Origin of the sequence: Bradyrhizobium hereditatis (assembly GCF_020329435.1) — a bacterium.
Lineage (GTDB): Bacteria > Pseudomonadota > Alphaproteobacteria > Rhizobiales > Xanthobacteraceae > Bradyrhizobium > Bradyrhizobium hereditatis.
Window position 1 is genome coordinate 79,846 of the sequence record NZ_JAGKJK010000020.1, and the last position, 13,516, is coordinate 93,361.

Sequence of the window (13,516 nt, forward strand, 5' to 3'; positions counted from 1 at the left end):
AAGTCCGGATCAGACAGACGAAATCACTCGGCTGCCGTTGCCTTCGCTGACCGCGCCTCCGTCTCGAACACAATTCCCTCATATCCCTTCTGCGCCACTTCCGTGATCGCAGCGACGTATTTCGGCGTGCCGCCATTGTAGACGAGGTAGCGCGTCTTTCCGTATTCATGGCCGGGGACGTTGGAATTGTAGCCGGTAAACCAGGACTTGGCTTTGCGCATCAGCATGATCGCGTACATCTTGGTCACATGCGCGGTCCAGCGCGCCTGCGCCTCGATGGTCGGCTCGGCGCGGGTGTAGCCGCGGCGCCAGATGTGCTCGAGCAGGCCCATGCACCAGCCGACGCCGTTCTCGATGCCGCGCGGAAAATTCGTCGAAGCCGAACCGCTTTGCGGTCCGGTCGGCATCAACAGGTTCGGAAAGCCGTGCGCCATCATGCCGAGAAAGGTCGAGGGCCCGTCTCGCCATTCGTCTGCCAGCTTCATCCCGCCGACACCTGTGATATCGATCGCATCGAAAGAGCCGGTGATGGCGTCGAAGCCGGTGGAATAGACGAGGATGTCGAGCGCATAGTCGCGCGCGCTGGTGCGCAGGCCGGTTTCGGTGACGCGCAGAAGCGGCGTTTCGCTGATGTCGACGAGATGCACATTGTCGCGGTTATAGGCCTCGAAATAGTTGGTCTCCAGCGGCACCCGCTGCACGCCAAAACCATGGTCCTTCGGAATCAGCTTCTCCGCGGTCACCGGATCCTTGACGCGCTGCCGGATACGGTCGGCGATGTAGGCGGAAAATTCCGCATTGGCCACCTCGTCGGTAAAGATCTCGCGGAAATTGCTTAGCCAGATGCCGAAGCCGGGCTCGTCATAGAGCTTGTCCCACAGCGCGATCCGCTCTTCGCGCGTGACCTCGTAGAAGCCGCGCCTGTCAGGTTCATGTTCGAAGCCGCCGGGCGTCCGCGTGCAGGCCGCGAAGATCTCGTCATAGCGCGAGCGGATGTCAGCCATCTCCTGTTCTGAGATCGGGCTGTTGTTGAGCGGCGCGCTCCAGTTCGGCCGCCGCTGAAACACGGTAAGCTCGCCGACCTTGTCTGCGATCTCGCCGATCACCTGGATGGCGGTAGCGCCGGTGCCGATGATGCCGACCTTCTTGCCCGCTAGCTCGATCGGCTCATGCGGCCAATAGAACGTGTGGAAAGAGCGTCCCTTGAACGTGTCCATGCCTTCTAGCCGCGGCAGCGTCGGCGTCGACAATAGTCCCACCGCAAGAATCAGGAAGCGGCAGCTCAGTTCACGGCCGTCGTCGAGCCTCAGGCGCCAGAGATGACCGGCCTCGTCAAACGCCGCCGCCTCGAGCCTGCGGCCAAAGCGCATGTATTTGCGAAGGTCGAACTTGTCGGTGACATAGTTGAGGTAGCGGAGGTTCTCCGGCTGCGCCGAAAATCGCTCTTTCCAATGCCACTCCTCAAGCAGCTCCTTCGAGAAGGAATAGCCGTAGGTATAGCTCTCGGAATCGAAGCGCGCGCCGGGGTAGCGGTTCCAGTACCACGTGCCGCCGAGATCGGGCGCGGCATCAAGCACAAGGGCATCGACGCCTAAATCTGCCAGCCGCTTGATCTGGTAGATGCCCGAGACGCCTGCGCCAACGACGACGACCTCATAATGCGGCTTGATGTCCCCGGTCATGCGCGGTTTCCCAATTTATTGTTCTTGCTGCCCGCGATCTCGGCGCGACCGGACCGCACTATAGCAGTTCGCCGGGGGCTGGCACTTGCGTCAGCAAGCCGGGCTGCGTTGCGAAACCGGCGGTGGATCATGGAGATCCGGCAGGCGCATCCACACACTCTTGTCATCCCCCGCGCATGCGGGGGATCCAGTACGCCGCGGCTTCTCCGCGTCATTGCGAGCGAAGCGAAGCAATCCATCCTTCCGCGCTGAGGTGACAATGGATTGCTTCGCTGCGCTCGCAATGACGTGGATATAGTTCAGCGATCTCGCGACATGTTTGCCCGAGGTTTGCATCTTTCTTCTTCCGCCCTCTCCAATTAGAGGGCGCAGGGAAGACCGGGTGCGCGCCGCACCCGCGGTCTCGTGTGCCGTTGCGCATAAGGAAACGCACACGAGCATACAGGTTCGGCGGGAGCATCCCGGCCTTCCCTGCGCAATGGCTTTACGGCTTATACGTGATCTCCCCGGCGAACGGCTCTTTTGCCACCGTCGCCTCCGAGAAGCTTCGCTTCTGCTGGAGACTTAATGCCAGCACCGCGACATCAGGACCACACGACTTCACCGCACGCCTCCGGCGCGCAACGTCTCTCGCGCCTTCCGCGTCCATCGCATCTCACCGCGCGTTCGTGACGTTCGCGAGCGCCCCTCATCTTGCCGTGAGACGAGTGGTGTTATGCGACTGATTTGGGTGAAAACGAAAGCGGAATATTTTTGATTCCGGGACTTGACACGATTTCTGAAAATCAGAAGTGATTTGCCGGTCGGGCAGTCACATATGTTCGACCTCATCCTGAGGAGCAGGCGAAGCCTGCGTCTCGAAGGATGAGTGGCACCGGCCGGGCAACATGGCTCGAGACAGCGCTCACGCGCCTGCTCACCATGAGAATTGAAATCGTAGGGTGGGCAAAGCGCAGCGTGCCCACTTCACAGCGCGCTCGCTGATGGATGGTGGGCACGTCGCTTGCGCTCCTTTACCCACCCTACGCAGCTGTCGCGCCTTGCTGACCGCCGGCCGCAGCGTTGACGGCAAATGCACAGCCGATCGATACTCCTCACGGGGTCAAACCGGAGTTAATCGTGCAAGGACCAACCGCCCAGGCCGCCGCGCTGGTGATTTTTGGCAACGACATTCTTCGCGGCTATCAGCGGGAGAATTTCTGGCCGGCCGCGACTGTGTTCAAGTTCTGCAAGGCCGTGCGGTTCGTCGCCTTGGGCGGCGAGCCGGCGAAGCCGACCGAACACCCCTTCGCAGAAGATCCGATGCAATGGATCTCGCGGTTGAGGGATGAAGGCACGATCAGCCTGCGTCTCCACGACGTTCCGCGCAACGATCCAAGGATCAGCGATCGCATGTCGGTCGGCTTTGTCGGCGGCGGCGGGCGCTGGGTGATCGAGACGCGGCAGGCGCAGGCGTCCGATTTGTGGGAAGCCAGATGGCAGGTCATGAACAAGGACGATCCCGATCGGAAAATCTGGGATGTTGCCTATTTCCGGACGTTCCACGGCGGTGCTCATATCCCCTTGCAGCCGCGCAGCCTCGGGGCACTTCGACACGATCTGTCGATCGTATTGGCGAAGATCGAGGCATTTGCAGCCAGACAGAAGCTTGAGCACTTCGCCAATGCATTCCGCAATGCGGCCGACAAATTTTCGTCCGCCGAGCCGCTCGCCGAGACCTACCATTCCGATCTTGCCCCGACACCGGCCATGCCGCTCGAAGCCAGACAGCTTCTCGGCGCCGTCCTGGCGTCTTGGGTGTTCGGTGGAATGGGCTCGTGGAACGACCTGGGACTCGATGGCAACGACCAGCAGGAATATATGGAGCTTTCCGACGAGCTGTTCGCGCTGCTCAATCAGGCGATCGCTGTCGCCGTCAACTCAACGAGCGAGGCTGCCAGCCCATAGATAAATTTGTCGGAAGGCTAGAGCATGATGATTCTTGGTAGATCGAGTTGGCCGCAGACCTCTCCCGCTGGCGGGGGAGGCGTAGCACCTTCGGTGGCCGTCCTCTGAGACGCCGAGGCAAAGCCTCGGCTATAGCGAAGCGCCGGGTGGGGCTCTCTCCACTCGGGCAGTGTCGCCCGCGGAGACACCCCCACCCCAACCCTCCCCCGCAAGCGGGAGAGGGAGTGCACCTTTTTCGTGGTCGCAATCACATCTAATTTCATCATGCTTTAGGTCAGACAGCCGGACCTGCACCTATCTGCGCATGCAGCTGTTCGACATACGGATCCTCGATTCCCAACGCTTCGAGCTGCGTCGCCAGTTGCACGAGATATTCCCGGTTGGTGCCGAGGACGCCCTTCCCGCTCGCGATTATCGCCGCGGTCTTGACAAGCGGCAGCTCGCCGACATAGCTCGGGTGTGTGGGGTTGGAGACGAAGGCGAGCGCCGTGATCGGCCCCTGCGGCGTCGTCATCGGCACCATCGCCGGGGCATAGCCGCCGCGTATCATCTCGCGGCGCCAGAGGATCGCGGTCTCGGTATGGACCGCATCAGCAGCGATACGGAATGCCAGGCCATGGCAGCGTCCCTGCTGCGGCTCCAGTGACAACATCAGTGCCGGATAATCGTGCGATCCGCGGCCGAGATTGATCTTCAGGGTGAAGCGGCGCTGATAGTTTTTGACGTCGGCAAGCCGCACCTCGGCGAAATGAAATCCGGGATCCCACATCAAGGAGCCGTACGAGAAGATCCAGAGGTCACAGCCATCAGGATGATCGCCGAGCACCGCGAGCCGCGACGCCTCGATTTCCTCGTCCGACAACCGCCAGTTCACCGGCCATCCCGCGGCCCGCGCGCGCTGCTCCCACATCGAGAACATCTCCGGCGTCAGGCGCAGCAGCGATTTTTCCGGATGCGTCACCCGCGCGCGTAAGTCGGGCAGGTGAATGAATGCGTCCGCGGTCAAGCCTGCATCCCCCTGTGCAGATGTCTCACTGCCCGCCAATCTGCCATCACCGGGAATGGACGCCAATCCAAACCACGCGGCGTTCGCAGGTCATTATCTCATGATGTGCCCATATTTTTAAGGTCTGGCAGCATCCACATCGCAGAGCAGAACTCGTCGGCCATGCGGACGCGTCAGCCCGGTGGCCGATGAGACATCATAGATGCCATCTGACCTATCATTTGCCGCAAATTGTTCATCTCGGCATCGATCTCGCACATCGACTCGCGTAGCGCAGCGGCACTCGGTGCGGTCGTTTTCGTGACGCTGCGGAAATCGCTGTCGAAGCGTCCGGGCGTGCGGTCGACATCAACGAAAAGACAGTCGTATCGCGGCTGCAGGTAGTCGTCGCAGACCTGAATACGCCAATGGGCAGTGCTGCTCTCCCGGTTACGCATCAGTTCGCGCGCCACAGCATGGGCATGCGCCCGCGCTGCCGCGTCGTCGGGAAATTCCTGGCCTTCACGGTCCGGATAGGTATGACAGCCTGCCTTCAGAATAAAGTAATAAAGTGGCATGAGTCCTCCTATCGCAGGTATCTACGTTCACCTGACTAGATCAGGGTGTGTCGGGCCTTGTGTTCGTATATTGACCCCTGTCACGCGTTCACGAGAATCTCCGCCTTCAGTGGAAAATCGATGGTGAACGCGATCCCCTCAGGCGAAAACTCCCGGCGCGCGCCGGCGTTAGGAACGCCGCGTTCGATGACCGAGGTTCCGTACCCAGTGATCGGGCTCCTTCACCTGCGGCCCGCCAAGCTCCTTCCAAACGAATTTCAGAATCTGCTTCTGGTTCCTGATCGATGTTGACCAACCCAAAGAAAATTTGCCCGTAGGCTACGAGAGCGCGCCATGTTCGGCGGCATTGGTTGCCAGCTCGTGCAACACAAAGCCGAACGGACTTGCGAGATCAGACGGCAAGGTAACCGGCTCCCCCTTTGATATTCAGCCGGTCGCGTCCCCGGAACAGGCAGGGCTCGAGTTGCTGACGACCAGTGCGCGGAGATCGACGCCTTGCCATTCGGAATCGACCAGCAGGCCATGTGGTTTGGCCAATACCGACAACAGGCCGTCGAATTGATTGACGAATTCCTGGGAGACCAGGCGACGAACGCGCGCCGCACCCATCTGGCGGAGTCCTGGCGCAAGAAACTCGTCGAGTGCGGGCAGCAAGCCGGGGTCCTGAGGGATTCGATCAGGCGGTTCGATCACTTGGCGTCGCGATCTGCAGCAGTGAGATTACGCTGCCGCCCACGCCACCATCACACGCATCGATCCTTCTGCGTATCCGTCTCTGCGGGCGCGAACACCCGCCGAAAGTGCGATCGAACGGCGTCATCGCATTCGCAGGCGCGTTTGCGTATCTGCTCGATATCGGCGATGTGAAGCCGTCCGCGGCTATAGGAGATCAATCCGGCGTCCTGCAACGCGCCGGCTACCGTCGTCACGCTGGTGCGCCGGACACCCATCATCCGGGCAAAGAACTCCTGCGTCAGCAAGAGATCGGGACCGGCAAGGTCGTGCATGCGTGCCAGCCATTTGCAGGTGCGCGCATCAATATCATGGACCGCATTGCAGGCGGCGGTCTGCTGCACCTGTGCAAGGAAGAACTGCTCGTACTTCACCAGCAGTGCCTTGAAATCCGGCATATCGCTCGCAAGCGCGCGCAGCCTCTCCGGCGGAATGACCGAAGCCCTGCCGCCGATCTGCATCGTCACGAGATTGAGCGACACCTTGTCGTCGAGCGCCTGGCTCGCACCAAAGACGCCATCACGGCCGATCATGCCAGTTTCGATGGTAGAGCCGTCAGCGAGCTCGACGATGCAGGAGATGATGCCGGAATGCGGAAAATAGACCCGCTGGATGCGCTGGTGTGGTTCGGCGATCACTTCTGCCGCAGCTAGATCAACGACTGAGAGATGAGGAGCAAGGCGCGAAAGGGTCGCCGGCGCAAGCTGGCCAAGCAGGAAGTTCGAAGCGTGAGGCATTTTTTTACCCCTCTACGGCGCGCCAACTCGCTGTTGTCCGAGCGACACACCAAGCCAACTTCCCAGTTCCAGAAAGATTGCGCCGTGCCAGAAGCTTGTGCAAGTCAAAAATCGGCTGGCTGCCATCTACGACTTCCGAATGAGGCCCTGCGCGCGAGCCTCTATCGGCATAGCGGAATTTCTTCTATGAGCGGAGGGAACCCGTATCCACGTCGCAAGGCCGGCACAGCAGCAAGTCCGCTGGAGTGCTAGCGGACCACCAAAGTACGCCAATAACAAAGGCAACCTAATGCGCGACCAGTTCTCCAACATCCAGCAAACCCGCAAGCCAGCCGTAAGTTCCAAAGCCGGCGTCGTTGCAGCGCAATCGCGCAGGGCCGCCGAAGTGGGCGCCGAAGTGTTGGCTGCGGGCGGCGACTGCATCGACGCTGTCATCGCGACCACGTTTGCGCTTGGCGTGCTGGAGCCCTGGATGAGTGGGCTTGGCGGCGGCGGCGCCATGGTGCTCTACCGCGCGCGCCAAGATCGCTATGAAGTGATCGACTACGGCATGCGGGCGCCGGCGAGCCTGAATCCTGCGGATTATCCGCTGACCGGCAGCGGTGCGGCTTCCGACATCTTCCCGTGGCCGCGCGTGAAGGACGACCGCAACATTCACGGCCCCGGTTCGATCGCGGTGCCGGGCGTGGTCGCCGGCATGGAGGAGGCGCATCGCCGCCACGCCAAAATGCCTTGGAAGGAATTGCTGGCGCCAAGCGTCAAGCTCGCCGATGAAGGCCTCGCGGTCGACTGGTGGACCACCGTGATGATTTCGAGTTCGGCTGCCGATCTGCGGCGTTATTCGGCGAGCGCCGCCGCCTATCTGGTGGACGGCCTGCCGCCGAACCCGCAATGGGGCATCAGGTCTGAGGTCCGCCTGCCGCAGGACCGGCTCAAGGCCACGATGACACAGCTTGCGAGCGCGGGTGCGCGCGACTTCTACGAAGGCGATATCGCGAAGAGTCTTGTTACGGACATCCAAGGTGCTGGCGGCGCGCTCTCGGTCGAAGACCTCAAGCCATTTCGCGCTCACTTGCGCGAACCGCTGGCGATCCCCTATCGCGGCGGCAAGGTGTTCGCGACGCCCGAGCTCACCGCAGGTCCCACTCTTTCGCGCACGCTCGGGCTGCTGCAAAAAGATCTTGAGCCCGCACGCGGCGGACCGGATGCGGCGGCCTACGCCGCCTATGCATCCGCGCTGCAGGCCGCCTATCGCGAGCGGCTCAAGGATATGGGCGATCAAGACGGCAGGCGCTCGCTCGGCGCCGAAGCGCTGGCGCCGGCCTGCACCACGCATTTCTCGGCGGTCGATCGCGACGGCAACATGGCGGCGGTGACGCAGACGCTGCTGTCGACCTTCGGCTCAAAGTTTGTCGCTGAAAAGACCGGCATCACCATGAACAACGGCATCATGTGGTTCGACCCGACGCCGGGCACGCCGAATTCGCTGGCGCCCGGCAAGCGGTGCCTGACCAATTACACTCCGGTACTGGCGCAGGCTGCCGACGGCCGCCGCGTTGCGGTCGGCGCCTCCGGCGGCCGGCGCATCCTCCCCGCAGTCAGCCAGCTTCTCTCCTTCGTAATGGATTACGGCATGGACCTCGACGCGGCAATTCATCAGCCGCGCATCGATGCGAGCGAAGGCACGATCGTGATCGGCGACAAGCGCCTGCCGCAGGCCACCCACGAGGCACTGGCCGCGCGCTTCGATTACGAGCGAGCGGGCGTGCAGGCGCTGCCGATGAAGTTCGCCGTCCCAAGCATCGTGATGCGCAACGGCGAAACCAACAGCGGCGCCACCGAACCATTCCACGCCTGGAGCGAGGCGGTGGCGGAGGGGTGAGGCCGAATGAAGCAAACTTGTGATCGGTCACCCTGAGACGGCCGTGCGCGAACAGCAAAAAGTGCGGCAACGAGAGTGCTGCACTTTTCCGTTGGCGATAATGGCCCGCCGCAATGGACCGTCAACGTGACGAAGCAGGACTACCGCGGCTGCGGCTCGATCGTCACCATGCAGTCGGCGCCGCTCTGACCTGACACCACGATCTGTCCGTCTGCCGCACCCAGCGCAATCGGCGCGGTCGAGGCGCCACCGGGGACGCGGACCGTGACGCTTATGGTGTCCTGCTGCGCGGCCGTCGAGCCGACGGTCTGCGGCGTCAGTTCGGTGAGATTCCCGGCGGTATCACGCCGCATGATGCGGCATGGCGAGGCGCCACTGGCGGCAGCCGTCGTGCCGGTGTATCCGGCTATGCCGCTCGTCGTGCCGGTGCCGGTCTCGCCGCCGGCGGCGCGAATGCGGGACGCATCACGCGGGACCTGGCTGACGATCCGCTTGGTGCGAGGCTCGACAATCACGATCTCTTCCTCGGTCGTGAAGTAGTCATAGCCCCGATATGCCGGCTCGATCGACACGATGGTGTCAGGCAGGCGACGCACCCGCACGCGCTCCGGAATTCGCTCGCCGACCCGGATCGAGATGTTGAGGTTGCGTTCGGGCGGCGCGAGACGCTCGCGCGTCATGGTCTCGGAAATGCGGACTTGCTTGTCGACCGAGATGTTGGACTGCTGGCTCGTTTGCGTCTGGGTGGTCTGGCTCTGCGTGGTCTGGCCGGAAGGCTGCGTTCGCGTGGTATCGGTCGCGGTAGACGGTCGCTCCGCATCCTTACCCCGCTCCGCAGCGTCCTTCGAGCTGTCGCGCTGATCGCGGCCCTGCTCTTTCTGCGTCGTCGTCATTCCCTCCCGCTCCTTCTGAGCGGAGGTGGTTCCTTCCTTCGACTTTTCCTGCTCCGCCGTGGACTTGCCGCGCGCGTCCTCGCGAGTCATTTCGGCACCGCCCTTGCCCCTATCCTTGGCGTCCTTGCCTTCGCGGGCGGTTTGCGCATCGCGGCCGCCTTGGCGTGAACCTTGGCGGGAATCCTGCGCGCGTTCGCGGGATCTTGCGTCATCGCCGCGGCCACGCTTGTCATCGGCTGCGGTCGCCGGGCGCTCGCCCGATGGCGCCGCCTTGCCTCTCTCCTCGGTCTGCCGGGAACCGGCGCCCTTTTCCTCACGGCCCGCCGCGCCTTGGGTCCTTTGCTCCGCGCCCTTCGCGCGTTCCTGCGTTCGCTCGGCACCGCGTTCCTGCGATGTAGCGCCCTTGCCGGTCTCGGCCGGCCGCATCTGCTTCTGCTCTTCGCCTCTTGCTCCTGGCCCCTGGCCATAGGAAACGGCCGGTGCCAGCATCAGGCAGATAATTCCTGTCGATAACAATAATTGCTTGCGCATCTGGACATCCTCCACATCGGCGTTTCGCAAGCGAACGTTCGCCGATGCCAGAGGTTCCCGCGCGAGGGAATGAAGAAGGCTATATACCGAGCCGATCCCGCACCCGCCCCGCGATGACGGCGGCGGTGACACCGAGCGGCCAGAACGCGTGCAGCGGCATCGGCTTGATTCCGGTGATGGGCATGTCGATTTCGGCATTGTTCCCGCCAATCAGGCGATGCGCCAGTTGCGCGCCCATCGCGGTCGAGAGCGCGACACCGCGGCCGTTGCAGCCGAGTGAGATCAACAGATTCTCCGCCGGCTCATGCACGTGAGGATAATGGTCGGGCGTGATCGCAAGCCGGCTATTCCAGCCGTGGGTCCATTTCGCGCCTTTCAGCTGCGGCCAAAGCCGCTCCGCATAGCGGATGAGATAAGCAACGTCGGCCGGCTTGTTGATCCAGCGCATCGGCCCGCGGCCACCCATCAAGAGGCGATTGTGCTGATCGATGCGGTAATAGACCGTAATGTGACCACTCTCATACAGAACAGGTCGCGTCGGCATGATCGCGCGCGCGACTTCATCGGCGAGCGGCGCGGTGGCCGTGATCGAAGAAAACACTGGCACGATGCTGCGGCGCAGGCCCGGCCAGAGATCATCGGTAAAACCGTTGGTCGCCAGCAGCACTTTTTCGGCGCGAACGGTTGCGCGCGGCGTTGCGATGCGCCAGCCGCCGCGTTCACGCGACAGCGAGAGCGCCGGCGTCTCGCCATGCACGGCAGCGCCGGCCGCGATCGCGGCGCGCGCGAGCCCGCGCGCATAACTCAGCGGATGCAGATCGCCGCCGCGACTGTCCAGCATCGCGCAGAGATAGCGGTCGGTGCCGGTCATCTCGCGCATCTGCTGGCGATTCAAAAGTGTCACCGGCATGCCGCGGCGGATGCATTGCTTCGCCGTGTTCTCGATTCCCGCGGCGCTCGCTTCATTATAGGCCGCGCGCAGCGTGCCGTTCTGCCGCGCCTCGCACGGAATCTGATAGCGGCGTATCAGGTCGAACGTATAGTTCGTCGTGCCATAGGCAAACGCGATCATGCGGCCGCCGAGCTCGGCGCCGAAGTCGGCCTCGATCTGGTCGGGATCATGTTTCAGCCCGGGATTGACCTGGCCGCCGTTGTTGCCCGAGGCGCCCCAGCCGGGCTCACGCGCTTCCAGCACCGTAACTTCGACGCCCTGCTCGGCCAGATGCAGCGCCGTCGAGAGCCCGGTGAAACCGCCGCCGATGATCGCGACGGAAACATTCTTGTCCGCAGCAAGCGGTGGCGTCGATGCCGGCGCAACCGCCGTATCGGCGTAAAGGCTTGGAGGTAGCTGCAGTTGGGCAGGCGCATTCATGCTAATAACTCAAAGCGGATGCAGCACACGCCGCAGGAAATCCTGTGTGCGCGCATGCTGCGGCTGGTTGAGGACCGACCTTGCCGGCCCCTGCTCGACGATCACACCGCCATCGATGAACAGCACGCGGTCAGCGACGTCCCGGGCAAATCCCATCTCGTGAGTGACGACAACCATGGTCATGCCGTCATCGGCGAGCTTGCGCATCACACTCAGTACGTCGCCGACCAGTTCCGGATCAAGCGCTGAGGTTGGCTCGTCGAACAATATTGCCTTCGGCTGCATCGCGAGCGCCCGTGCGATGGCGACGCGCTGCTGCTGTCCACCCGAGAGCTGCGGCGGATGGGCGTCGGCCTTTTCGGCGAGCCCCACCTGCGCCAGTAATGCGCGGCCTCGCTCCAGCGCATGCACACGCGGCTCCTTCTTCACATAGATCGGGCCTTCGATCACGTTCTCCAGCGCGGTCCGATGCGGAAACAGGTTGAAGCGTTGGAACACCATCGAAACCTGCGTGCGGATCGCGACGATCGAGGGCGCGTTGCGATCCACCCGCGCGCCTTCGACGAGGATGTCGCCGCTGTCGTAGCTTTCAAGCCCGTTGATGCAGCGCAGGATGGTGGATTTGCCGGAGCCGGAGGGGCCGATGATGCAGACCACCTCGCCCTTTTCGACGGACGCCGTGATGCCCTTGAGCACCTCGACCTTGCCAAAGCTCTTGTGAACGTTTGACAGCTCGATCATTTCTGGCCCGCGCGCTTCTCGAAGTGACGAACCAGCAGAATGAGCGGAATGCTCATGGTGAGATACATCAGCGCCACCAGCGTGAATACACTGGTGTTCTTGAAGGTCGAGGACGCGATCAGCTTGCCCTGAAGGGCGAGCTCGGCGACCGTGATGGTCGAGGCCTGCGAGGAATCCTTCAGCATCATGATCATGATGTTGCCGTAGGGCGGCAGCACGATCCGAACCGCCTGCGGCAGCACCACGCGGCGCATGGTCTGCCACCAGCCCATGCCGATCGCCTGCGCCGCCTCGATCTGTCCCTTGTCGATCGCCTCGATGCCGGCGCGAAAATTCTCGGCCTGATAGGCCGAGTAGGCGATGCCGAGGCCGAGAATGGCCGCCTGCAGCGCGGTCAGCGTCAGGCCGAGCTCGGGCATCACGAAATAGAGATAGAACAGCAGCACGATGATCGGGATGCCGCGGATCACGTTGATCAGGCCGGCACTGAAGCCTGTGAAAATGCCGATGCCGGAGACCCGCATCAACGCCCAGATCAGGCCGAGCACGGTCGACAGCAGCAGCGATCCGATCGTGACGATGATCGTCAGCGCGACGCCGTTCATCAGGATCGGCAGGAACTCGACGGCGTCGCGCCAAAAGGCTTGCATCAGACCCCCTGCGCCTTCAGGCCCCATTTATCGAGAATCTTTGCCACGGTGCCGTTCGCCTTCAGCTTCGCCAGCGAAGCGTTGATCTTGGCGAGCAGTTCGGTGTCGCCCTTGCGCACGCCGATACCGACCGAGCCGATCGTCGTCGGCTTGTAGCTCTCGACAATCCGCGCCTCGGGGAAACCGCCCTGCTTGAGGTTGTAGGCGAGGATCGGATAGTCAGCGAAGCCGGCCTTCAGCCGCCCCGCGTTCACGTCACGCAAAATATCAGGGATGGTGTCGTAGGCTTTCACCTCGCTGAAGAGACCCGACTTCTTCAGCGCGTCGACGAAGGCAGTGCCGACCTGCGCGCCGACCACTTCGCCCTTGAGGTCTTCCTGACTGGTGTAGGCCTTGCTGTCGCTCTTCGGCACCAGCAGCCCCTCGCCATAGCTATAGAACGGTTCGGAGAAATCGATCACTTCCTTGCGCGCCGGGGTGACGAACATCGCCGCGGAGATGATGTCGATCTTGTTCGAGGTGAGCGAGGCGATCAGCGTGGAAAATTGCATCGGCTCGATCTGCACCTTGAAGCCGGCATCCTTGCCGATCTCGGTGATGAGATCGACCATGATGCCCTGAATGCTGTTGGTCTTGGTGTCGAGGAAGGTGAAGGGCACGCCGGTCGGCGTCGAGCCCACCTTCAACACCTGCTGCGCGGATGCCGGCATCGCGGCTGCAAGAACGAACGCCGCCATCGCGGCCTGAATGAGACGCTTCAGAGCCATCGCACCACCTCCCGGATTG

Annotated in this window: 12 protein-coding genes; 2 read left to right on the top strand and 10 right to left on the bottom strand. The window is 62.6% G+C overall.

Annotation, left to right across the window (positions count from 1 at the left end; translation table 11 throughout):
* Nucleotides 1-23: 23 nt before the first annotated feature.
* Nucleotides 24-1,682, bottom strand: coding sequence for a flavin-containing monooxygenase (locus J6524_RS32205; RefSeq protein WP_225677919.1), 1,659 nt, complete (start codon nt 1,680-1,682; stop codon nt 24-26).
* Nucleotides 1,683-2,801: 1,119 nt separating this feature from the next.
* On the opposite strand from J6524_RS32205, the gene J6524_RS32210 reads away from it, so the two are divergent.
* Nucleotides 2,802-3,629 (top strand): hypothetical protein, encoded by an 828-nt coding sequence (locus J6524_RS32210; RefSeq protein ID WP_225677920.1) that lies wholly within the window; start codon nt 2,802-2,804, stop codon nt 3,627-3,629.
* Nucleotides 3,630-3,903: 274 nt separating this feature from the next.
* Here J6524_RS32210 and J6524_RS32215 read toward each other — a convergent pair whose 3' ends face one another.
* The 4 genes from J6524_RS32215 to J6524_RS32230 all read right to left on the bottom strand — a co-directional run bounded on the left by J6524_RS32215 (nt 3,904) and on the right by J6524_RS32230 (nt 6,661).
* Nucleotides 3,904-4,635 carry a gamma-glutamylcyclotransferase gene (locus J6524_RS32215; RefSeq protein WP_225677921.1) on the bottom strand — a complete coding sequence of 244 codons (732 nt, stop codon included), beginning with the start codon at nt 4,633-4,635 and terminating at the stop codon, nt 3,904-3,906.
* Between the two features lie 173 nt (nt 4,636-4,808).
* Nucleotides 4,809-5,192 (bottom strand): DUF6894 family protein, encoded by a 384-nt coding sequence (locus J6524_RS32220; protein WP_225677922.1) that lies wholly within the window; start codon nt 5,190-5,192, stop codon nt 4,809-4,811.
* Between the two features lie 426 nt (nt 5,193-5,618).
* Entirely contained in the window at nt 5,619-5,846 is a 228-nt protein-coding gene (locus J6524_RS32225; protein WP_225677923.1) for an HWE histidine kinase domain-containing protein, read from the bottom strand.
* An 89-nt stretch (nt 5,847-5,935) separates the two neighbouring features.
* Complete coding sequence (locus tag J6524_RS32230; RefSeq protein WP_225677924.1) at nt 5,936-6,661, bottom strand: Crp/Fnr family transcriptional regulator; 726 nt, start codon at nt 6,659-6,661, stop codon at nt 5,936-5,938.
* A 289-nt stretch (nt 6,662-6,950) separates the two neighbouring features.
* On the opposite strand from J6524_RS32230, the gene J6524_RS32235 reads away from it, so the two are divergent.
* Nucleotides 6,951-8,543 (top strand): gamma-glutamyltransferase, encoded by a 1,593-nt coding sequence (locus J6524_RS32235; protein WP_225677925.1) that lies wholly within the window; start codon nt 6,951-6,953, stop codon nt 8,541-8,543.
* Between the two features lie 140 nt (nt 8,544-8,683).
* Here J6524_RS32235 and J6524_RS32240 read toward each other — a convergent pair whose 3' ends face one another.
* The 5 genes from J6524_RS32240 to J6524_RS32260 form a co-directional block, all read right to left on the bottom strand.
* A complete protein-coding gene (locus tag J6524_RS32240) occupies nt 8,684-9,967 on the bottom strand; it encodes a DUF1236 domain-containing protein (protein WP_225677926.1) in 1,284 nt (427 codons plus the stop codon).
* 79 nt (nt 9,968-10,046) lie between these two features.
* A complete protein-coding gene (locus tag J6524_RS32245; protein WP_225677927.1) occupies nt 10,047-11,339 on the bottom strand; it encodes an NAD(P)/FAD-dependent oxidoreductase in 1,293 nt (430 codons plus the stop codon).
* Nucleotides 11,340-11,348: 9 nt separating this feature from the next.
* On the bottom strand, nt 11,349-12,080 hold the full coding sequence (locus tag J6524_RS32250; RefSeq protein ID WP_225677928.1) for an amino acid ABC transporter ATP-binding protein: 732 nt from the start codon (nt 12,078-12,080) through the stop codon (nt 11,349-11,351).
* Nucleotides 12,077-12,730, bottom strand: coding sequence for an amino acid ABC transporter permease (locus J6524_RS32255; RefSeq protein ID WP_225677929.1), 654 nt, complete (start codon nt 12,728-12,730; stop codon nt 12,077-12,079). The genes J6524_RS32250 and J6524_RS32255 overlap by 4 nt, the downstream gene beginning before the upstream one ends.
* Nucleotides 12,730-13,497 carry an ABC transporter substrate-binding protein gene (locus tag J6524_RS32260; RefSeq protein WP_225677930.1) on the bottom strand — a complete coding sequence of 256 codons (768 nt, stop codon included), beginning with the start codon at nt 13,495-13,497 and terminating at the stop codon, nt 12,730-12,732. Before J6524_RS32260 ends, J6524_RS32255 begins: the two co-directional genes overlap by 1 nt.
* Nucleotides 13,498-13,516 lie beyond the last annotated feature (19 nt).

Coding starts and splice junctions, on each gene's coding strand:
- J6524_RS32235 (WP_225677925.1), top strand. CDS start 6,951: ATGCGCGACCAGTTCTCCAACATCCAGCAAACCCGCAAGCCAGCCGTA.
- J6524_RS32230 (WP_225677924.1), bottom strand. CDS start 6,661: ATGCCTCACGCTTCGAACTTCCTGCTTGGCCAGCTTGCGCCGGCGACC.
- J6524_RS32240 (WP_225677926.1), bottom strand. CDS start 9,967: ATGCGCAAGCAATTATTGTTATCGACAGGAATTATCTGCCTGATGCTG.
- J6524_RS32250 (WP_225677928.1), bottom strand. CDS start 12,080: ATGATCGAGCTGTCAAACGTTCACAAGAGCTTTGGCAAGGTCGAGGTG.
- J6524_RS32260 (WP_225677930.1), bottom strand. CDS start 13,497: ATGGCTCTGAAGCGTCTCATTCAGGCCGCGATGGCGGCGTTCGTTCTT.
- J6524_RS32255 (WP_225677929.1), bottom strand. CDS start 12,730: ATGCAAGCCTTTTGGCGCGACGCCGTCGAGTTCCTGCCGATCCTGATG.
- J6524_RS32205 (WP_225677919.1), bottom strand. CDS start 1,682: ATGACCGGGGACATCAAGCCGCATTATGAGGTCGTCGTCGTTGGCGCA.
- J6524_RS32245 (WP_225677927.1), bottom strand. CDS start 11,339: ATGAATGCGCCTGCCCAACTGCAGCTACCTCCAAGCCTTTACGCCGAT.
- J6524_RS32220 (WP_225677922.1), bottom strand. CDS start 5,192: ATGCCACTTTATTACTTTATTCTGAAGGCAGGCTGTCATACCTATCCG.